The following is a 19899-nucleotide window of genomic DNA, read 5'->3' as shown; positions in this document are numbered from 1 at the left end:
ATGAAATTTAATATGCACTTAATGGTTGTGTGGCTCAGTAAGTCGCATGACAGGCTTTGCACCACGTCCGCCTTTTATTGATCTTCGGCTGTTCGCGCGTTGCCGGCGCGGCGCGTCCGCGGTCGAGTTCGCGATGTTGCTGCCGTTGTTCCTGGTGCTGGTGTTCGGCATCGTCGTGTTCGGCGCCTACCTCACAATGGTGCACGGCGTGCAGCAACTTGCCGCAGAAGCGGCGCGCTCCTCGGTTGCGGGCCTGAGCGAGACCGAGCGCGTCAGTCTTGCCGAAAACTACGTCACCGCGAACGCCGGGTCGTATCCGCTGTTGCAGCCCAGCCATCTCACGGTGAGCGCGGCGACGTCAGGCAGCGACGTCTTCGTCGTCACAGTCAACTACGACGCCTCGGACAACTTCATTTATGCGCTGCCGTTCGTGCCGGCGCCGACCTCGAGCATCGCGCGCTCGGCGGCGATCCCGTTCGGCGGCTTTTGAGGGAGGCTTGCTGTGCGAAACCTGCTTCGGCGCTTCATCTCGGATACGCGCGGCAATTTCGTGATCATGGGGGCCGGGTCCATGGTGCTGGTGCTCGGCTGCGCCGCGCTCGGTGTCGATGTCGGCTCGATCTATGCCGACCGCCGCAAGTCGCAGAGCGCCGCCGACCTCGCGGCTATCGTGGCCGCCGGCAACATCAGTAACGCCACCGGCGCCGCAACCGCCACCGTGACGGCCAACGGCTATCCGGCGAGCGTGCTGGTTTCGGTCGAACCCGGCACCTACACCGCGAACGCCGCGCTGGCGCCGGAGGCGCGTTTCGTGACGCCCGCGACCGGCACAGCCAACGCGGCGCGGGTGACGCTGCGCACCGAGACGCCGCTCTATTTCGCGCGCATGTTCGCCGGGGGTCGCAGCCACTTCGACATCACCACCAGGGCAACGGCGGCGAGCACCGCCATCGCTTCGTTCGCGATCGGCTCGCGGCTACTGGCGCTCAACGGTGGCCTGCTCAATGCGATCCTCGGCCGCATGTTGGGAACGACATTGTCGCTGTCGGCGATGGACTATCAGGCGCTGATCGACGCCCATATCGATGCCTTCGATTTCCTGAACGCGCTGGCGACGCGGCTCGATCTGACCGGCGTCACCTACGACTCCGTGCTGTCGGGCAACGTGAAGGTCGCCGACATCGTCGCGGCGATGCTGAGCGCGCAGCAGGCGGCGAACGGTCTGAACGCTGCGACGACGGCGCTGTCGAACGTCTCGCTGGCGCTTGCCGGGCTGACCACCACCATCGTGCCGGGGGCGCTGATCGATGCCGGCCCCTATAAGGCGATGACGGTCGGCTCAAAACCGAAAACCGGCGTCAGCGTCGCGGTGTTCGATCTGCTCTCGGCGACGGGCGCGATCGCCAACGGCACCAACCAGATCGCGGCCTCGGTCGACCTCGGTCTGCCCGGTATCGCCAGCGTCTCCGTCAGGGCAACGGTCGGCGAGCATCCGCAAGGGACAAGCTGGATGACGGTCGGGACCGAAGGCGCGAGCGTGCACACCGCCCAGACCCGCGTGCTGCTGTCGATCAAGCTGCTCGGCAGCGGTTCGGTGTCGGCCGTCAATCTCCCGCTCTATGTCGAGGTCGCCTCGGGCACCGCGACGCTCGATGGCGTGAGTTGCGGCCGCCCCGACGTCACAACGTCCAGCGTCACGCTCGGCGTCACACCCGGCATCGTCGATGCCTGGATCGGCGATGTGTCGGCGACTGAGATGACCAACTTCACCAGCAAGCCCGATCCGGGCGCGGCGACGCTGGTCAATCTCGGCGCGGTCACGGTGACCGGCCGCGCCCATGCCGGCATGGGCAACACCACGCCGACCTCGGTTGCCTTCAGCTATGCCGATATCGCCGCGCAGACCAAGAAGACCGTGACCACCACCGATTTCACCTCGTCGCTGACCGCGAGCCTGCTCGGCGATCTCTCGCTCAAGGTGAAGGTGGGGCCGCTGGGCCTGCCGATCCCCGGCCTTGGACCGGTTGTGACCGGAATCATCGGCGGCGCCACGGCGTCGATCGATCAGGTGCTGGCGCAGGTTCTGGCGACGCTCGGCATCGGCATCGGGCAGGCGGATGTCTGGGTTTCGGGCGTCCGCTGCGACGGCGCGGTGCTGGTGAATTGAAAGGCGTATGCGTGTTTTTCCCTCTCCCCTTGCGGGAGAGGGTGTCCGAGCAAGGCGAGGGCGGGTGAGGGGCTTTTCGCAGAACCCCTCTCACCCGGCTCAATCTCGCTTCTCTCGATTTCGCCACCTCAAGAGCGAGCTTCGCTCGTCTCGGCTCCCGCAAGGGGAGAGGAAGAAAGCCCGCCTTGCCCGTCTGCGCCTCGGCTGATAACCCGTGTCGCTGTTCGTTGACAATTTGCACAAATGCTATTTGTCAACCCACCGCCGGTGTGAGGCCATGTCCGACAAGAAACCGAAAAAGCCGCAAAAACTCCGCGCCCGCCTGCCGCGCGGGTTGGAGGATCGCGGTCCCGCCGCCATCGCCGCCACGCGGCAGATGGTGGAAAAAATCCGCGCGGTCTATGAGCGCTACGGCTTCGAGCCCGTCGAAACGCCCGCTTTTGAATACACCGACGCGCTCGGCAAATTCCTGCCCGATCAGGATCGGCCCAACGAGGGCGTGTTCTCGTTCCAGGACGACGACGAGCAGTGGATTTCGTTGCGCTACGATCTGACCGCTCCGCTGGCGCGCTATGTGGCGGAAAATTTCCAGAACCTCGCGCTGCCCTATCGCAGCTATCGCGCCGGCTACGTGTTCCGCAACGAGAAGCCGGGGCCGGGGCGTTTTCGCCAGTTCATGCAGTTCGATGCTGACACGGTCGGCAGCGCCTCACCCGCCGCCGACGCCGAGATGTGCATGATGGCCGCCGACACCATGGAGAAGCTTGGCTTTGAGCGTGGCCAGTATGTGGTGAAGGTCAACAACCGCAAGGTGCTCGATGGCGTGATGGAGTCGATCGGTGTTATCGACGAAAAGCGAAAACTCACGGTGCTGCGCGCAATAGATAAACGAGACAAACTCGACGAAGAAGGTGTGAGGCAGTTGCTCGGGGAGGGTCGTTTGGATCCGAGCGGTGATTTCACGGCTGGTGCTTTGCTCGATTCCAAGCAAATCGACAGGATACTCAGTCTTTTCACACCAATCGACAGCAACAGATCAGAAGTGCTGCATACGCTTTGGGGCGCTGTCGCAGGTTCTGTTATTGGAACGCGGGGAGTTCAAGAGCTAGACGATATATCAGAGCTTGTTTCCTCCGCCGGTTACGAAGATCGCATCCGCATCGACCCCTCCGTCGTGCGCGGCCTCGAATATTACACCGGTCCCGTCTACGAAGTTGAACTGCTGCTCGAAACCAAGGACGAAAAGGGCCGCCCGGTGCGCTTCGGCTCGGTCGGCGGCGGCGGGCGTTATGACGGCCTCGTCTCCCGCTTCCGCGGAGAACCTGTCCCGGCGACGGGTTTCTCCATCGGCGTGTCGCGGTTGCAGGCCGCGCTCACCATGCTCGGCAAGCTCGACACCAAGCCGCAGGCGGGTCCTGTGGTCGTCACCGTGTTCGGCGGCGATATCGCGGGCTATCAGACAATGGTCGCCACTCTCCGCAATGCAGGCATCCGCGCCGAACTCTATCTCGGCAACCCCAAGCATTCGCTCGGCCAGCAGATGAAATACGCCGACAAGCGCCATTCGCCGTGCGCCATCATTCAGGGCAGCGACGAAAAAGCCAACGGCAAAGTCCAGATCAAGGACCTGATCGCGGGCGCCGGGCTGACGTCGATCGAGGACCGGGGCGAATATCTGAAGAAGCAGGCCGAGGCGCAGATCGAGGTCGGCGAAGGCGAGCTTGTCGCGGCGGTGCAAAAGTTGCTCGCGCGCCATGGCGTGAGGTAACCCCTCACCCGGTTTCTCGCTTCGCTCGAAACCACCCTCTCCCACAAGGGGAGAGGGAAGAGCGCGCTTGCGCTACTTCGGCACCATCGCCTTGAATTTTTCGAGGTCGCGCATGTTCATCTTGAAGCCGCCGGGCATCACGACATCGCCGGGCTTCTGACCCTCCTTGCAGGGGCCGGTCCATTTCGCCGCCATGGTGATCTTGCTGTCGCGGGTTCCGAGCCTGCCGCCCTCGCTGCGCGAGGTGACCTTCACCGTGTAGGCGGAGTTGAAATCGCCTGTGGTCTCGGCATGCGATGTCACGGTCGCGCCGGCCATGGTGCAGACCGAATCCATAACGTAGCCGGTTGCGGTTTTCTGGATGTCGGTTTTCGAGCAGTTCTGTTTGGCGGAGGGTGCGAATTCCGAGGTGAACTCGCGGTCCACGGCCTGGCTGGTGCATTGCTGGACCGTCACCCTCGGCATTCCGGCGCCCTCGTGGTCCATCGTGATGTCCCACAGTCCGGCCTTGCGCAGCGGCAATTGCACCTCCGCCAACGCCGGCGCGATGCACAGCAGGACCAGCGGCAGGAGGAGAATCGAGAAGCGAAGAGGCCGTCGCATCGCAGGCTCCGTCGGTTGGAACAGCGTTGCTGCTCAGTAGCGGGTCCGCAGCGGCGGCTGGTCGGGGCCATAGGGCACCCAGCGGCACGCGAACGAGATGTAGCCGCCCGGATAGGCCTGGACGCCGAGGAATTTCGCCACCTTGCCGTAGCGCGCGCAGTGGTCGACCGCGATGGTGCGGACATCGGCCTGATGCGCCACCGAATAGGAGATGATTCCGCCGGTGTCGTTGCCCTTGACCGGCGGCACCCAGTCGGCCTGCGCCGGTCCGCAAACCAGCACGCCGGTCATTGCCGCCAGCAAAGCCGCTCCGAGCAATTTCATTGTCATCTCCATCGTTGCGATTCAAACCTTAGAACGCCGCGCGGGCCATGAAAAGAACGGCAAGCCGGTCATTATGGAGTTAGGCGGTGGGTGTTGCTCTGCCGCACTTGACCTTGCGCTGGCTTCGCGGCACCGTCCATGCTCGGATCACCGGCGGATGCTCCATGCGCAACCTTATCACATCCTTGAAGAAAGCCGGCTTTGCCGCGGCACTCGGCGCGGCGTTGGGGCTATTCGCCGCCATGCCGGCGGCGCAGGCCGTCAATTTCCCTCTGTTCGGACCGGGCTATGAGGGACGGGTGGCGAGTTGCGAGGCCGGGCTGCCGACCATCACATCGGAATTCTGGGAGAAGGAAAGCACCTTCTGGAATTCCCCGCTGCGGATCACGGCCTATGGCAACGTCCATGAAACGGCGTTCCGGCCCCGGCAGTCCGACAACATCCCGCGCCGTTACTGCACCGCCGACGCGATGATCAGCGACGGCAAGGTCCGCACCGTGCATTATTCGATCATCGAGGATGGCGGGTTTGCCAGCATGGGGCAGGGCGTCGAGTGGTGCGTGATCGGCCTCGATCGCAACTGGGCCTACAACCCGGGTTGCCGCGCCGCGCAGCCTTGAGAGCTTTTTCCGGCCGCTTCGGTCCGCTATGTTATAGTTGGCTGATCTGTTGTTTTTGAAAGGGTCTTGCGCGGGGCCGGATTTCGGCCGGGCTGGGAGTTGGGCTTTATGAGGTGGGTGTCTCGCGCGGTGGCCGCGCCTGTTCTGTCGTGGCTGATCCTGCTCGCGGGGTGGTCGGGTGGCGCGGCGGCAAAGGACCATCGCCAGAACGCGCCGGGCGCATTCGATTTCTATGTGCTGTCGCTGTCATGGTCGCCGTCGTTCTGCGCGACTGCTGCGGAGCGCGGCAACACCAGCCGGTCGCAGCAGGCCCAGTGCGGCGGGCGGCCGTTCGCTTTCGTGGTGCACGGCCTTTGGCCGCAATACGAGCACGGCTTTCCGGATTATTGCGAGCGCCCCGCGCCGCGGCTCGATCGCCGTATCATGTCCTCGATGCTGGACCTGATGCCGGCCCCCGGTCTGATCTACAGCGAGTGGGACAAGCACGGCACCTGCTCGGGGCTCGGCGCGCAGGCCTATTTCGAGACGGTCCGCAAAGCGCGCGCCGCGGTGACGATTCCTGCGGAATTCCTCGATCTTACGGCGCCGAAGAGCATTGCGCCCGACGCCATCGAGGAGGCCTTCATCAAGGACAATCCGGGCCTCAGCCATTCCGCGATCGCGGTGATCTGCGACCGGACCAGGCTCAGCGAGGTGCGGATCTGCATGAACAAGGACCTGCAATTCCGCGCCTGCGAGGAAATCGACCGCCGCGCCTGCCGCAGGGACCAGGTGGTGCTGCCGCCGATGCGCGGCGAATAGCGCTCTGGGGCCTGTTGAGAATCAGGGTTCTCATGCAGCGAATTGGGTGATTCAAGGCTTTTTTGGAGGCTTTGAAGTCTCGTTTGTCGGTATCCGGCGAAGCACGGTATCAACCAACAATAATGGCGGCTCGAGCGGCACGGCCGCCATAACACCCCGCCCTCAGAATGATATGGGCTTCTGCGTTGGTGGCTGGCTTTTTAAAGTCTTTATCTTGGCGCTAAGCGCGGTGGAGCAGCTTGACCACTCGGCGCGGCCGGCGTTGCGGGCCTTGGCAGAAGCAAGGGGCTGGTTTGTTGCATGGGCGAAGTCGCGCTGGTGGAAGCTCCTTGATAAGCTTCAATGCATCGCCGCGTATCGTCCGGATTTTGCAGTTGCGTGCATTCATTCACGTTCTGCGTATCAGGCCAGCGCGATTGCGCATAACTGCTGCTGGCACTCATCCCCAATGCTGTGACAGCGAGAACAAGTACTTTCGGGCTAAAGTCGAAGATCACAACCGCCCCTACGTTCCATGGACATTGCTTCAGAGCGAATATACGTCCGAATCGTTGCAAGACAAGCCACCAAGCGGGAGGCTTTCTGATTTTAGTTCCATGCTGACCTGCCATAAATATAGCTTATGATCGTTCCGGCTCTCAGGATTGAGGAAGAGCTCGGCAATGACGGACAGTCGAGATGTTTCCTTCCAGGCGTGAAACGCATTAGTTCCGTGCGATGATTTCGCGTTCGTCCCGATAGACGGCCGCAGGGCTGAGCAAATAGCCGCTGCGGCGGCGCACCAGGAAGGTCGGACGCCGTTCACGGATCGCATTGCTCCGCCGTCGACGCGGCGCCGGGTCGCGTTTGTCGTCGGCGAGTTGCGGAAGCGCGAGGATCTCGCTCCAGGCTTGCCACGCGGCGGCACGCTCAGTAGCGTCCTCGGTCACGAGAAGGGGAATGGCGAGCGATGGATCGCGGTGAAGCAGAACGAGCGCTCGCCCTTCGGCAGTGTCGCGCACCGTAACGCCGATGAATTCTTTGACGCGCACATTGATCGTCATCTGCATGCCGTGCACGACGCGGTGCAGCGTCACGCGTTCGCGATGAAGTTCGATCTGCCGGACGCCGCCGTCGGCGCGGCTGTCGCGTGCGGCGAAACTGACGGGCAGTGAGAGAGGGTCGAGCCGCAAGCCACGGCTCGACCCGGCGGGATTGATCCCGCTTGTTGCTGTTTGACGCCTCACGGCTTCGGTCTCCCCGCCGGGATTATGTTCCCGGTCGATGGGTGAGAGCTTGCCAGAGCGCGATCCGGATTCGCTTAACAAGGCTGGTTAATCGAAGGTACGCTGCCTGTCGTTCGCGCACATGATTGACAGACCCTTGGCCGACATGATTGACGGGACCTTGCCGGCGCGCGGAAAATCCTCGACACCCGCTTCATTGAATGCTTGAAGTCCGCATAAAATAAGCACATCTCATGACGGGCTGCTCGCGCGCAGGCCTTGCTCGAATCTCCGGGATTTTGTTCGTGATCTCTTCACCAAATTCGTCATCGTCGAAATCCGCCGCTTCCGAACTCTTCGATCAATCCGCGCTCACTCAACTTGCCGAGCGGCTGGTCGAGGCCGCGAAGCGCGCAGGCGCCGACGCTGCGGACGCGGTCGCGGTGCGTGGCGTCTCGCAAGGCGTCGAGGTTCGCGACGGCCGCGTCGAGGAATCGGAGCGATCGGAGAGCGATGACGTCGGGCTGCGTGTGCTGGTGGGACGGCGGCAGGCCACCGTCTCGACCAACGATGTCGGCGGCGACAACGTTGCGAAGCTCGTCGAACGCGCGGTCGCGATGGCGCGCGTTGCGCCCGATGACCAATATGTCGGGCTGGCCGATCCGGCATTGCTGGCGCGGAATTTCCCCGATCTGGATTTGCTCGACCGGGTGACGCCGTCGACGGAAGAACTCGAGCGCCGCGCGGTCGAGGCCGAGGCGGCGGGTCTTGCGGTCAAGGGCGTTACCAAATCCGGTGGTGCGTCGGCGTCCGCCGGCATCGGCGGCATGGTGCTGGTGACAAGCACCGGTTTCTGCGGATCCTATCTGCGCTCGAGTCAGGGCATCTCGATGATGGCGATCGTCGGCGACGGCACCGGCATGGAACGCGATTACGACTACACCTCCGCGCTTCATGCCTCCGATCTCATGTCTCCGGCTAGCATCGGCCGCAGCGCCGGCGAGCGCACCGTGGCGCGCGCCAACCCGCGCAAGGTTTCCACCTGCAAGGTGCCGGTCGTGTTCGACCCTCGCGTCGCGGGTTCGCTGGTGGGTCATGTCGTCGGCGCGGCCAATGGCGCTTCAGTCGCGCGCAAGACCAGTTTCCTGAAAGACCGGCTCGGCCAGCAGTTGTTCGCGAAGGGAATCCGGATCGTCGACGATCCGCTGCGCCTGCGCGGGCTGCGCTCGCAATCCTTCGACGCCGAAGGTGTCGCGACCAAGAAGCTCGCGGTGATCGACGACGGCGTCCTGACGTCGTGGCTGCTGGATTCGGCGACCGCGCGCGAACTCGGTCTGACGACGACCGGTCACGCCCACCGCGGCGTCTCGTCGTCGCCGTCGCCGGGATCGTACAACCTGCATCTCGAAGCGGGACAGATGACGCCTACCGAGCTGATCGCCGACATCAAGCAGGGCTTCTACGTCACCGACCTGATCGGATCCGGCGTCAACGGCGTGACCGGCGACTACAGCCGCGGCGCCTCCGGATTCTGGATCGAGAACGGCGAGATCACCTATCCGGTCAGCGAGATCACCATCGCCGGACATCTGATCGAGATGTTCAAGTCGCTGACGCCCGCCAACGACCTCGCATTCCGCTACGCGACCAACGCGCCGACCGTGCGCATCGAAGGGCTGACGGTTGGCGGGCGCTAACACCGACGGCCGCGACGACCTTCTGGCGCGGAACCGCGCTTTATTGATCGAGACGGTGCGCGAGGCGGGCGGTCTGGCGCGCGCGATGTTTCGCACCGAATTGCGGACCTGGACCAAGGGGACGTCATCGCCGGTGTCGGAGGCGGACATCGCCGTCAACGATCTCATTGCAAGCAAACTGCGCGCGGCGACGCCGGATTACGGCTGGCTGTCCGAGGAAAGCCCCGACGATCCCTCGCGGCTTGGCAAACAGCGGGTCTGGATCGTCGATCCGATCGACGGCACGCGCGGCTATCTCGCCGGCCGCCACGACTGGTGCGTCAGCGTCGCGCTGGTCGAGGGCGCCTCGCCGCTGCTGGCGGCGGTGTTCGCGCCGGCCACGGACGAGTTCTTCCTTGCCGCGCGCGGGCAGGGCGCGTCGTGCAACGGCGTTCCGGTGCGGACGACGCCCGGCGACGCTCTGGTCTTTTCCAGGATAGCGGGACCGAAGCCGCTTGTGGAAAAGCTGGACCGGCCGCGAGGCGATGTCGTGCTTCACCCGCGGATCAGCTCTCTGGCGCTGCGGCTGTGCCGCGTCGCGGACGGCCGCATCGATGCGGCCTTCGCCGGCGGCCAGAGCTGCGACTGGGATCTCGCCGCCGCTGATTTGATCGTGCACGAGGCGAATGGTAGAATGACGTCGCTCGGGGGCGAGCCGATCCTCTATAACCGTGCCGAGGTGACGCACGGTGCGCTGGTCGCGGCGGGCGGCCTTCGCCACGCGCGCATTCTCACGCATTTTCAAGGACATCCGTTGTCGTAAGAGCCGATGGTGGACTTTGGTGGGAATTGCCTGATGGCCGGCGACATAGTAGGACAACGCGTAAATGCCGCCAGACAGTCCGCCCCAGCAATTGCTCCATCTCGTGATCGGGGGCGAACTGACCGATCTTGCGCATACGACCTTCAAGGACCTCGACGAGGTCGAGATCGTCGGCCTGTATCCGAACTACGCATCGGCCTATGCCGCCTGGCAGGCGAAGGCGCAGCAAACGGTCGATAACGCTCACATGCGGTATTTCATCGTGCACCTCCATCGGCTGCTCGACCCCGGTCAAGATACGAAGCCAGCCCGTTGAGAAAACCGCTTCGCAATCTGCTGCGCGCCCGCTGGTTTCAGCAGTTCGCAGGCCTCCTGGCCGCGGGCTTTCTGCGGCTGGTTTGGCTGACTAACAGGTTCAGCTATGATCCGGAGGATGTCTACGACATTGTCGAGCCCGAGATGCCGGTGATTCTCGCGTTCTGGCACGGACAGCATTTCATGACGCCGTTCATCAAGAGGGCGCACCATCGCGGCAAGGTCCTGATCTCGCGCCATCGCGACGGGGAGTTCAATGCGCTCGCGGCGGAGCGGCTCGGAATCGAAACCGTTCGCGGCTCCGGCGACCACGGCTCTGCGTTTAATCGCAAGGGCGGCGTCGGCGCCTTCAAGGAAATGGTTCGCGCGCTCGAAGAGAACTACAACATGGCCCTGACCGCCGATGTGCCGAAGCGCTCGCGCGTCGCCGGCCTCGGCATCATCATGCTGGCGCGCGAATCCGGGCGGACCATCATGCCGTTTGCGATGGCGACCAGCCGTTTCATCCGCCTCGACAACTGGGATCACACCACCATCAACCTGCCGTTCGGACGCGGCGCTCTGGTCGGCGGCGAGCCGATCTCGGTTCCGCCCGACGCCGACGCGCAGACGATGGAGGCGCTGAGGACGCGGCTCGAGGCGACATTGAACGACGCCACGCGCCGCGCTTACGCCAGGGTCGGCCGGCCCGAACCCGAGGCGGGTCCCGAATACGAGGCTGGTCATGCCTAGCCCGATGCCGGCGACGCTGCGCCTCTACCGCAGACTGTCCGCCGCCGCCGCCCCGTTGACGCCGGCCCTTTTGAAGCGGCGGCTGAAGCAGGGCAAGGAAGATCCTGCGCGCATCGACGAGCGGCGGGGCATCGCCCGGCAGCTTCGCCCCGCAGGCCCGCTGGTCTGGATTCACGGCGCGAGCGTCGGCGAAGTGCTGGCCGCGGGCGCGCTGATCGAACGGCTGCGGGCGCTGAATATCCGCATTCTACTCACGTCGGGCACCGTGACCTCGGCGGCCGTTGTCGCGAAGCGATTTCCGCCGGATATCATTCACCAGTATGTCCCCTACGATTCGCCGCGCTTCGTGGCGCGCTTTCTCGATCACTGGCAGCCAGGTCTTGCGCTCTTCATCGAATCGGATCTGTGGCCCAATCTGATTCTGGCTGGCGGCGCGCGCCGTCTGCCGATGGTGCTGATCAACGGGCGGATGTCGCATCGCTCGTTCCCGCGCTGGCGCAGGATGTCGGGAACGATCGCGGCGCTTTTGGGTCGGTTCGATATCTGTCTCGCCCAGTCCGAAATCGACGCGGAGCGCTTCACGATGCTCGGCAGCCGTAACGTCATCGTCACCGGCAACCTCAAGCTCGACGTGCAGGCTCCGCCGGCCGACGAGGCCAGGCTGGAACGACTGCTGTTCGTCACCCGCGGCCGCCCGGTGGTGGTGGCGGCGTCGACCCATCCGGGCGAGGAAGAGATCCTGCTCAACGCGCACCGGACGCTGGCGCTTCACTTCCCGTCGCTGCTGACCGTGATCGTTCCACGCCACCCCGGTCGGGGCGAAGCGATCTCCCGTATGATCGCGGCGTCCGGCGCGCAAGCCGCGCGGCGCTCGCTGGAGGAATTGCCGACGGCGAGGACGGATATCTATATCGCCGACACCATGGGCGAACTGGGACTGTTCTACCGCCTGGCGCCGATCGTTTTCATGGGCGGTTCGCTGGTGCCGCACGGCGGCCAGAATCCGATCGAGGCGGTCAAGCTCAATGCCTCCATCGTGCACGGGCCGCATGTCTTCAACTTCACCGACGTCTATGACGCGCTCGACCGCGCGGGCGGTGCGCGCCGGGCCGGCGACGGTGAAGCTCTGACGAAGCAACTCGGCCATCTGCTGAACGATTCCGCCGCCCGCGACGCCTCGGCGACGGCAGCGGCGCAGGTGGTGGATCGGCTCGGCGGTGCGCTGGATCGCACGCTGGCCGCGCTCCAGCCGTATCTGCTGCAGTTGCGGCTGGAACGAGGAGCGGCCGATGCGTGAGCCGGCCTTCTGGCACCGGCCGCCATCGCTGCTCTCGCGGTTGCTTATGCCCGTTGGCGCGCTTTACGGCGCGGTCGCTACGCGGCGGTTGATGCGACCGGGTGCGCGCGCTGGGGTGCCGGTCATCTGCGTCGGAAACTACCATGTCGGCGGCGCCGGCAAGACGCCCACCGTGATAGCGCTGGCCGGCATCCTCCGCTCGCTCGGCGAAACGCCGATCGTGCTCAGTCGCGGCTATGGCGGGCGGCTGCACGGTCCGGTGCGCGTCGATCCGCATCGCCATACGGCCGCCGATGTCGGCGACGAACCGTTGATGATGGCGTGGACGGTTCCCGTGATCGTGTCACGGCAACGGGCGGCGGGCATCGCACCGGCGCGCGCGCTGGGGGCGAGCCTGATCCTGATGGACGACGGCTTTCAGAATCCGGCACTCGTGAAGGATATCTCGCTGATCGTGATCGACCGCGATCGCGGCCTCGGCAACAAGCGGGTTTTTCCGGCCGGACCGCTGCGGGCGCCGTTGCCGCCGCAACTCGCCCGCACCGATGCGCTCGTGATCGTCGGCTTTGGCACCGCCGCGGACGACGTTGCTGCAAGCATCGCCGCGCAGGGAAGTCTTGTGCTGCGGGCGCAGCTTAAGCCCGACGAGGCGTCGGTTGCGGCGTTGCGCGGCAGACGTGTCTATGCCTTTGCCGGCATCGGCGATCCCGCGCGGTTCTTCCGCAGTCTGCGCACCTGCGGCATCAATGTGGTCGCTGAGCGGGCATTTCCGGACCATCATCCGTTTTCGCACCGCGACGTCGCGGACCTGCAAACCGCCGCCGAGCGGGACGGTCTGACGCTGGTGACGACGGAAAAAGATCTGGCGCGACTGCGCAACAGCGAAAACCTCAAAGCGTTCGCGCAGGCCGTCGTTGCCTTCGCAGTCACGCTTGCGTTCGATGATGAAGCGGTGCTGCGGTCGTTCCTGACCGACCGGATCGGCCGTGCGCGGCAATAGTGTTACGACGAAGCCTTGAGCGCGCCGGGGTAATGGCGCTGCAAGACTGCGCTCGGGAGAGCGTAAGCCTCCTGCAAGTCGACGCTCCAGTATTTCAGCTCGTCGAGCGGAATGCGGGCGTCGGTGACGGCGCAACGGACATAGGTTCCCGGCGAATTCACCCGGAAATCGCCATCGAGATACTGCACACGCGCTTCGCCCTGGCCGGACTGGCCAAATTTATTCAGCACCGCTGCTCTCCCGCATCTTCCGGCCGCAAACAGGCCATCGACTAGAACCTCGTTTCTGATGGAATCAGAAGCCAGGCTCTATGATTTTGAATTGACGCGTTTTCTTCACGCGAACCGGTAACCCACTTCGCTCGAAAACGCTCTAGGTTATCATCTCTACAGATAGGTTCGCAGGGGGCTGTGTTAAACCCACCGATTTGTGATGAATTGCTTTCCGGCCCCATGATAGGTCTGAATTCAGGTCTCCTTTTTGCAGCATACCAGACCATCCGGCAAGATACATGCGCCTGCTGTCAGCACTTGTTTCGGTCGTGATCCTTGCGTCGACGGTCACGACATTCGCGGCGTCCGGCAAACCGCCGCCGCCCGAGCGAGTCGACATTCCGCAGGCCAGCGGGGTGCTGCATGGCCTGCTGTACAAACCCGACGGCGACGGCCCGTTCGCAACGGTCATCGCCTTGCACGGTTGCAGCGGCCTGGAGCACGGCGGGCAGATCCAGCCGCGCTATCGCGACTGGGCCGAGCGGCTGTTGAAGACCGGCAACGCCGTGCTGTTTCCGGACAGTTATGGCTCTCGCAACGTCGGTCAGCAATGCCAGCCCAAGCAGCGCAAGGTCTTCGCGCGCCGCGAGCGCGTCGCGGATATCCGCGCCGCGCAACAGTGGCTGATCGATCAGCCCTGGGTTCTGCATGACCACATCGGCCTGCTCGGATGGGACAACGGCGCCAGCGCCGTATTGTGGGCGGTTCGTCCGCAAATCGCATTGGCCGATTGGCATGACGATTTCCGCTCGGCCGTGGCGCTCTACCCGAACTGCCGGAGAGCGTCGCGCCTCGGCTGGAGCGCGCGCGTTCCGACGTTGGTGCTGGTTGGCGCTGACGACGATCTCAGTTCGCCGTCCGCCTGCCGGCAGATGGTCGACAATGCGCGCGGGCGCAGCGCGCTCGCCCGCATCATCGTCTACCCCAACGCTCATCATGGTTTCGACCGGGCGAACGTGCCGCTCCATCTGGTTGCCCGGAGACACGGCCATATCGGCACCGATCCCGGGGGACGTGTGGACTCGCAAAAGCACGCCGTGGCCTGGCTCGCGAGATAAACCGGCTCGCGCGCCAAAAGACGCCGCTGTGCGCCGGTTGAAACCGAACGCCGGCAGCCGTTTTGTCGCATGATTCAAGACAGCCCTAGCTTTCCCGCTTTGCGGCCCCACATTGAAAACAGGCCCGACTGCAACCGCCCTTAGTAGGAGCGGCGGATGCTTTACGGTCTCGGAACAAGTTCGAGTTGAGGGAGCGAGACATGGACAGCTCTGTTCAGCTGGAAATGCGCTTCGGTGCCTCCAACTATGCACCGATGCCGGTCACCATCGTGCGCGGCAACGGCGTCTACCTGTGGGATGAAGGCGGGCGGCGCTACATCGATATGATGGGCGCCTATTCGGCGGCGAGCTTCGGGCATTGTCATCCGCGGCTGGTGCAGGCGCTCACCGATCAGGCACGACAACTGGACACGATCTCCCGTGCCTATTTCAACGATCGTCTCGGGACCTTTCTCGGCCGTGCCTGCACCCTGACCGGAATGGATCTTGCGCTGCCGATGAACAGCGGCGCGGAGGCGGTGGAGACGGCGCTGAAGGCCGCGCGCAAATGGGCCTATACGGTCAAAGGGGTGCCGGCCGACCGTGCCGAGATCATCGTGTGCGACGGCAATTTTCATGGCCGCACCATCGCCATCGTCGGCTTCTCGTCTGTGCCGCAATATCGCGCCGGCTTCGGGCCGTTTCCACCCGGTTTCAGATTGGTGCCGTTTGGCGACGCGGCGGCGCTTCGGGCGGCAATTACGCCGAATACCGCAGCTTTTCTGGTCGAGCCTATCCAGGGCGAAGGCGGCATCAATGTGCCGCCGCCGGGCTATCTTGCCGAGGTCGCGCGCATCTGCCGGGAACACAACGTCCTGCTGATCTGCGACGAGATTCAATCCGGGCTCGGCCGCACCGGACGGCTGCTGGCTTGCCAGCATGACGGCGTAAAGCCGGATGCGGTGACGCTGGGCAAGGCGTTGGGCGGCGGACTTCTGCCGGTGTCGCTGTTTCTGGCGCGCCGCGAGGTGATGCAGGTGTTCACGCCCGGCGACCATGGCAGCACCTTCGGCGGTAATCCGATTGCCGCCGCGGTCGGGTTGGCCGCGCTTGATACGTTGATCGAGGAGAAGCTGGTCGAGCGATCCGCCCGCCTTGGCACGCATCTGCTCGCACGGCTTCGCGCGATCAGGAATCCGATCATCCGAGAGGTGCGCGGGCGCGGGCTGTTCGCGGGCGTCGAACTGGATCGCGATTGCGCCAACGCCGCTACGGTGGCGACGCGGCTGTTGCAGGCCGGCGTGCTGACCAAGGACACTCACCGCAACACCGTCCGCTTCGCGCCACCGCTGATTATCGAGGAATCAGAGATCGATTGGGCGGTGGACCATGTTGCCAAAGTGTTGGACGAATTCGCCCGCGCGGAAGCTCATCATTGATTGGGTTGCAAAGCGCCGCCTCAATCGATGTCGAAACGAACGCCCTGGGCGAGCGGGAGATGGTCGCCGTAGTTCACGGTGCTGGTGAGACGCCGCATATACGCTTTCCAGGCGTCGGAACCGGCCTCGCGGCCGCCGCCGGTTTCTTTTTCGCCGCCGAATGCACCGCCGATCTCGGCGCCGGAAGGGCCGATATTGACATTGGCGATGCCGCAGTCGGAGCCCGCAGCCGCAAGGAACTTCTCCGTCTCGCGCATGTCGGTCGAGAAGATCGAGGACGACAGGCCGTGAGCGACCGCGTTGTGCTGCTCGATCGCCGCGTCGAGGTCGGTGTATGTCATGACATATAGAATCGGCGCGAAGGTCTCGCGCAGCATCGGCCCGGTCTGTGCCGCCATCTCTACCAGCGCCGGCCGAACGTAATACGCATCCGGAAATCGTTTCTCCTCGACACGCTCGCCGCCGTGGACCCGCGCGCCGTGCGCCCGTGCCTGCTCAAGCGCGCGCTGCATATTCCGGAATGCGGCTTCGTCGATCAGCGGACCGACCAGCACCTCGTCGCTCATAAGCGGATCGCCGATCCGAACCGAGGCGTAGACCTGTTTCAGCTTCGCCACGAACTCATTGTGGATGCTGTCATGGACGAACAGCCGGCGCAGCGTGGTGCAGCGCTGGCCGGCGGTTCCGATGGCGGCGAAGGCGACGGCGCGCAGCGCCAGGTCGAGGTTTGCCGAGGGGCAGACGACCGAGGCGTTGTTGCCGCCGAGTTCGAGAATGCTGCGCGCGAACCGCCGCGCAAGCTGCGTCCCGACCTCGCGGCCCATCGCTGTCGATCCGGTCGCGGAGACCAGCGGCAGGCGTGGATCGCTGACCAGGCCTTCGCCGACATCGCGCCCGCCGATCAGCACCGTGGATAGGCCGTCCGGGATGTTGCCGGCCTTGGCGGCGGCGCGTTCGAACAGCGCCTGCACCGCCAGCGCCGTCAGCGGGGTTTTCTCCGACGGCTTCCAGATCACCGGATTGCCGCAGACCAGCGCCAGCGCCGCGTTCCACGACCACACCGCGACAGGGAAATTGAACGAGGTGATGACGCCGACCGGGCCGAGCGGATGCCATTGCTCCATCATGCGGTGATTGGGCCGTTCGCTGGCGATGGTAAGGCCGTAAAGCTGGCGCGACAGGCCGACCGCGAAATCGCAGATGTCGATCATTTCCTGCACCTCGCCGCAGCCTTCCGAGACGATCTTGCCGGCTTCAATGGTTACCAGGCGGCCCAGTGCGTCCTTGGCGGCGCGCAGTTCATGGCCAAGCAGGCGAACCAACTCGCCACGCTGCGGTGCTGGGATCTGACGCCAATGCCGGAACGCTGCTTCGGCCAGCGCAATGGTCTCGGCCGCGCGCTGCGGACTTGCGTCCTCGACATGAGCGATGATCTCGCCGGTCAGGGGCGAGCGCACGGCACGCGCGCCGCGCCGACGGTCGAGTGCGACACCAAGACAATCGAGCAGGGATGTAACCTCGCTGGCGAGCACGGCGGACTTTCTTCTTTGTCGTCGATCAACCGGTGGCAAACCGCGCATGTTGCGGTATTTAAAAGCAATTCTTCAAGCCGCTCGATCGTTCCGGCGACATGCTGCGGCGACACGGCGCGCTTTCACGAAACTGTGCCGTGGCGATGAACCAAAAGGCACACTATTTGGTTGAGTAGGGAGCGTCCACGGTCTCGGGAGACAACCGGATGACCAAGAACTGGCCGGACAATCAGCTTCCGGTAATTGCGCGCTTCGATGTTCGATACCGCAATTACCTCGCGCCGGATGGCGCGATCACCCGGCCGCCCCCCGCCTTTGCTTCCGACATCGATCTGCTGGTTTCGCTCTATCGCGCCATGGTGCTGGTGCGCGCCTTCGACCTGAAGGCGGTCGCGTTGCAGCGCACCGGGCGGCTCGGGACATACGCGGTGTCGCTCGGCCAGGAAGCGGTCGCGGTCGGTGTCGCCAGCGCAATGCGCGGCGAGGACGTGCTGCTGCCGTCTTATCGTGACAACGCGGCGCTGATCTGGCGCGGGGTCAAGCTCGAGGAAATCCTGCTGTTCTGGGGCGGCGACGAGCGCGGCAACCATTTCTCCGGACCGGTCCACGATTTTCCGGCCTGCATCCCGGTCGGCTCGCAGGCCCCCCATGCCGCTGGCGTTGCCTATGCGTTCAAGCTGCGCCGCGAACCGCGCGTCGCGGTGTGCCTGTTCGGCGACGGCGCGACCTCGAAGGGCGACGTGTACGAAGCGATGAATTTCGCCGGCGTGCACAAGCTGCCGGTGGTGTTCGTCGTCACCAACAACCAGTGGGCCATTTCCGTGCCGTTGCGCTTGCAGACGGCCTCCGAGACGTTGGCGCAAAAGGCAATCGCTGCCGGCTTCATCGGCGAGCAGGTGGACGGCAACGACGTGGTCGCGATGCACGCTGCCACGACTGAGGCCATCGCGGCGGCGCGCGACGGCCGCGGTCCACGTTTGATCGAGGCGGTGACCTATCGGCTCGGCGATCACACCACGGCCGACGACGCCGCACGCTATCGTCCGCCCGAGGAGGTGCAGGCGCGCTGGAAGAATGAGCCGATCGGGCGGTTGCGCGCTTATCTCGCCGGCTGCAACGCCTGGGACAAGACGAAAGAGGAGCAACTCGTCGCCGAATGCCAAACGCGGATCGCGGCGGCGGTCGAGCGTTATCTGGTGACCGGGCCGCGCGCGCCCGAGACCATGTTCGATCATCTCTACGCCACGCTGCCGCCGGTCTATGCCGCGCAGCGCCGCGACGTCGAGGAGAACCGCTGATGTCGCAAGTGACGCTGCTCGAAGCCCTCAACATGGCGCTGGCGCGCGCGATGACCGACGATGCCGGGGTGGTGGTGCTCGGCGAGGACGTCGGCGTCAACGGCGGCGTGTTCCGCGCCACCGTTGGTTTGCAGCAACGCTTCGGGCCCGAGCGTGTGCTGGACACACCACTGGCCGAACTGCTGATCAGCGGGCTGTGTGTCGGCATGGCGAGCCAGGGTCTCAGGCCGGTCGGCGAAATCCAGTTCATGGGCTTTGTCTATCCCTGCATCGATCAACTGGTGAACCACGCCTCGCGGTTGCGTAACCGCACTCAGGGACGGCTCAGTTGCCCGATGGTCTTGCGCGTGCCGCATGGCGGCGGCATCCGCGCTCCCGAGCATCATTCCGAAAGCACCGAAGCGATGCTCGCGCATATTCCCGGCCTGCGCGTGGTGATTCCGTCGTCGCCCGAACATGCTTACGGGTTGCTGCTGGCCGCGATCCGCGATCCCGACCCCGTGGTTTTCCTGGAGCCGACCCGCATCTATCGCGCGGCCAAGGGCGAGGTCGATGACGACGGTGTGGCACTCCCTCTGGATGCCGCGTTCGTGCTGCGGGAGGGCCGCGATGTCACCCTGATAAGCTGGGGCGCGATGGTGCGCGAGACGTTGGCGGCGGCCGATGCGCTGGACACCGAGGGCATCAGCGCCGAGGTGATCGACCTCGCGACGCTGAAACCATTCGACGAAAATACCGTGCTCGCTTCGGTGGCGCACACCGGACGCTGCGTGATCGTGCATGAGGCCGCGCGCACCGGCGGCTTCGGCGGCGAGATCGCCGCGCTGATCGCCGAGCGCGGGTTGACGTCGCTACTGGCGCCGATCGCGCGCGTCACCGGCTACGATACGGTGATGCCGCTCCTGCGGCTCGAGCAGCATTACATCCCGTCGGTCGACCGCATCGTCGCCGCCGGGCGGGCGGCGTGCCGGTTCAATTGACGCGAGCGGA

General features: G+C 64.6%; 21 protein-coding genes. 16 read left to right on the top strand and 5 right to left on the bottom strand.

Going from position 1 to position 19899, the window contains the following annotated elements:
• The first annotated feature begins 46 nt into the window (after positions 1 to 46).
• The 3 genes from V4R08_RS08025 (at position 47) to hisS (ending at position 3935) form a co-directional block, all read left to right on the top strand.
• A complete protein-coding gene (locus V4R08_RS08025) occupies positions 47 to 490 on the top strand; it encodes a TadE/TadG family type IV pilus assembly protein (RefSeq protein WP_335578868.1) in 444 nt (147 codons plus the stop codon).
• A 12-nt stretch (positions 491 to 502) separates the two neighbouring features.
• Positions 503 to 2167 (top strand): pilus assembly protein TadG-related protein, encoded by a 1665-nt coding sequence (locus tag V4R08_RS08020; RefSeq protein WP_335578867.1) that lies wholly within the window; start codon positions 503 to 505, stop codon positions 2165 to 2167.
• Positions 2168 to 2444: 277 nt separating this feature from the next.
• Positions 2445 to 3935, top strand: a complete 1491-nt coding sequence (gene hisS / locus V4R08_RS08015; protein WP_335578866.1) for a histidine--tRNA ligase — start codon at positions 2445 to 2447, stop codon at positions 3933 to 3935.
• 72 nt (positions 3936 to 4007) lie between these two features.
• Here hisS and V4R08_RS08010 read toward each other — a convergent pair whose 3' ends face one another.
• On the bottom strand, positions 4008 to 4538 hold the full coding sequence (locus V4R08_RS08010; protein ID WP_335578865.1) for a DUF3617 domain-containing protein: 531 nt from the start codon (positions 4536 to 4538) through the stop codon (positions 4008 to 4010).
• Positions 4539 to 4571: 33 nt separating this feature from the next.
• Complete coding sequence (locus V4R08_RS08005) at positions 4572 to 4862, bottom strand: hypothetical protein (protein ID WP_335578864.1); 291 nt, start codon at positions 4860 to 4862, stop codon at positions 4572 to 4574.
• Between the two features lie 164 nt (positions 4863 to 5026).
• Here V4R08_RS08005 and V4R08_RS08000 point away from each other — a divergent pair, with 164 nt between their 5' ends.
• The 3 genes from V4R08_RS08000 (at position 5027) to V4R08_RS07990 (ending at position 6740) form a co-directional block, all read left to right on the top strand.
• Positions 5027 to 5482, top strand: coding sequence for a hypothetical protein (locus tag V4R08_RS08000; RefSeq protein ID WP_335578863.1), 456 nt, complete (start codon positions 5027 to 5029; stop codon positions 5480 to 5482).
• Between the two features lie 108 nt (positions 5483 to 5590).
• Positions 5591 to 6283 (top strand): ribonuclease T2 family protein, encoded by a 693-nt coding sequence (locus V4R08_RS07995; protein ID WP_335578862.1) that lies wholly within the window; start codon positions 5591 to 5593, stop codon positions 6281 to 6283.
• A gap of 46 nt (positions 6284 to 6329) precedes the next feature.
• Positions 6330 to 6740 carry a hypothetical protein gene (locus V4R08_RS07990; RefSeq protein WP_335578861.1) on the top strand — a complete coding sequence of 137 codons (411 nt, stop codon included), beginning with the start codon at positions 6330 to 6332 and terminating at the stop codon, positions 6738 to 6740.
• Positions 6741 to 6987: 247 nt separating this feature from the next.
• On the opposite strand, the gene V4R08_RS07985 is transcribed toward V4R08_RS07990, so the two are convergent.
• A complete protein-coding gene (locus V4R08_RS07985) occupies positions 6988 to 7509 on the bottom strand; it encodes a DUF6101 family protein (RefSeq protein ID WP_335578860.1) in 522 nt (173 codons plus the stop codon).
• A 284-nt stretch (positions 7510 to 7793) separates the two neighbouring features.
• On the opposite strand from V4R08_RS07985, the gene V4R08_RS07980 reads away from it, so the two are divergent.
• The 6 genes from V4R08_RS07980 (at position 7794) to lpxK (ending at position 13331) form a co-directional block, all read left to right on the top strand.
• Entirely contained in the window at positions 7794 to 9185 is a 1392-nt protein-coding gene (locus V4R08_RS07980) for a TldD/PmbA family protein (RefSeq protein WP_335578859.1), read from the top strand.
• Positions 9172 to 9987 (top strand): 3'(2'),5'-bisphosphate nucleotidase CysQ, encoded by an 816-nt coding sequence (locus V4R08_RS07975; RefSeq protein ID WP_335578858.1) that lies wholly within the window; start codon positions 9172 to 9174, stop codon positions 9985 to 9987. Before V4R08_RS07980 ends, V4R08_RS07975 begins: the two co-directional genes overlap by 14 nt.
• A 64-nt stretch (positions 9988 to 10051) precedes the next feature.
• Positions 10052 to 10303 carry a DUF4170 domain-containing protein gene (locus V4R08_RS07970; RefSeq protein WP_335578857.1) on the top strand — a complete coding sequence of 84 codons (252 nt, stop codon included), beginning with the start codon at positions 10052 to 10054 and terminating at the stop codon, positions 10301 to 10303.
• Complete coding sequence (locus tag V4R08_RS07965) at positions 10300 to 11034, top strand: lysophospholipid acyltransferase family protein (RefSeq protein WP_335578856.1); 735 nt, start codon at positions 10300 to 10302, stop codon at positions 11032 to 11034. Before V4R08_RS07970 ends, V4R08_RS07965 begins: the two co-directional genes overlap by 4 nt.
• Positions 11027 to 12331, top strand: coding sequence for a 3-deoxy-D-manno-octulosonic acid transferase (locus tag V4R08_RS07960; protein WP_335578855.1), 1305 nt, complete (start codon positions 11027 to 11029; stop codon positions 12329 to 12331). Before V4R08_RS07965 ends, V4R08_RS07960 begins: the two co-directional genes overlap by 8 nt.
• Positions 12324 to 13331: a tetraacyldisaccharide 4'-kinase gene (lpxK, locus tag V4R08_RS07955; RefSeq protein ID WP_335578854.1), complete on the top strand. Its 1008-nt coding sequence runs from the start codon at positions 12324 to 12326 to the stop codon at positions 13329 to 13331. The genes V4R08_RS07960 and lpxK overlap by 8 nt, the downstream gene beginning before the upstream one ends.
• Positions 13332 to 13333: 2 nt before the next feature.
• On the opposite strand, the gene V4R08_RS07950 is transcribed toward lpxK, so the two are convergent.
• Positions 13334 to 13561, bottom strand: coding sequence for a DUF2093 domain-containing protein (locus V4R08_RS07950; RefSeq protein WP_335578853.1), 228 nt, complete (start codon positions 13559 to 13561; stop codon positions 13334 to 13336).
• Between the two features lie 281 nt (positions 13562 to 13842).
• Between V4R08_RS07950 and V4R08_RS07945 the strand changes: the two genes are divergently transcribed.
• Both V4R08_RS07945 and rocD read left to right on the top strand, forming a co-directional pair.
• A complete protein-coding gene (locus V4R08_RS07945) occupies positions 13843 to 14661 on the top strand; it encodes a dienelactone hydrolase family protein (protein ID WP_335578852.1) in 819 nt (272 codons plus the stop codon).
• Between the two features lie 200 nt (positions 14662 to 14861).
• A complete protein-coding gene (gene rocD / locus V4R08_RS07940) occupies positions 14862 to 16079 on the top strand; it encodes an ornithine--oxo-acid transaminase (protein ID WP_335578851.1) in 1218 nt (405 codons plus the stop codon).
• Between the two features lie 20 nt (positions 16080 to 16099).
• Here rocD and amaB read toward each other — a convergent pair whose 3' ends face one another.
• Entirely contained in the window at positions 16100 to 17659 is a 1560-nt protein-coding gene (gene amaB, locus V4R08_RS07935) for an L-piperidine-6-carboxylate dehydrogenase (RefSeq protein ID WP_442935638.1), read from the bottom strand.
• Positions 17660 to 17817: 158 nt separating this feature from the next.
• On the opposite strand from amaB, the gene pdhA reads away from it, so the two are divergent.
• Complete coding sequence (pdhA, locus tag V4R08_RS07930; RefSeq protein ID WP_335578849.1) at positions 17818 to 18909, top strand: pyruvate dehydrogenase (acetyl-transferring) E1 component subunit alpha; 1092 nt, start codon at positions 17818 to 17820, stop codon at positions 18907 to 18909.
• On the top strand, positions 18909 to 19889 hold the full coding sequence (locus V4R08_RS07925) for an alpha-ketoacid dehydrogenase subunit beta (protein WP_335578848.1): 981 nt from the start codon (positions 18909 to 18911) through the stop codon (positions 19887 to 19889). The genes pdhA and V4R08_RS07925 overlap by 1 nt, the downstream gene beginning before the upstream one ends.
• The last annotated feature ends 10 nt before the right edge of the window (positions 19890 to 19899 follow it).

The organism is Nitrobacter sp. NHB1 (genome assembly GCF_036964665.1).
Classification (GTDB): Bacteria; Pseudomonadota; Alphaproteobacteria; order Rhizobiales; family Xanthobacteraceae; genus Nitrobacter.
The sequence above is the reverse complement of the archived record's forward strand: the minus strand, read 5'-3'. Positions and strand labels throughout refer to the sequence as shown.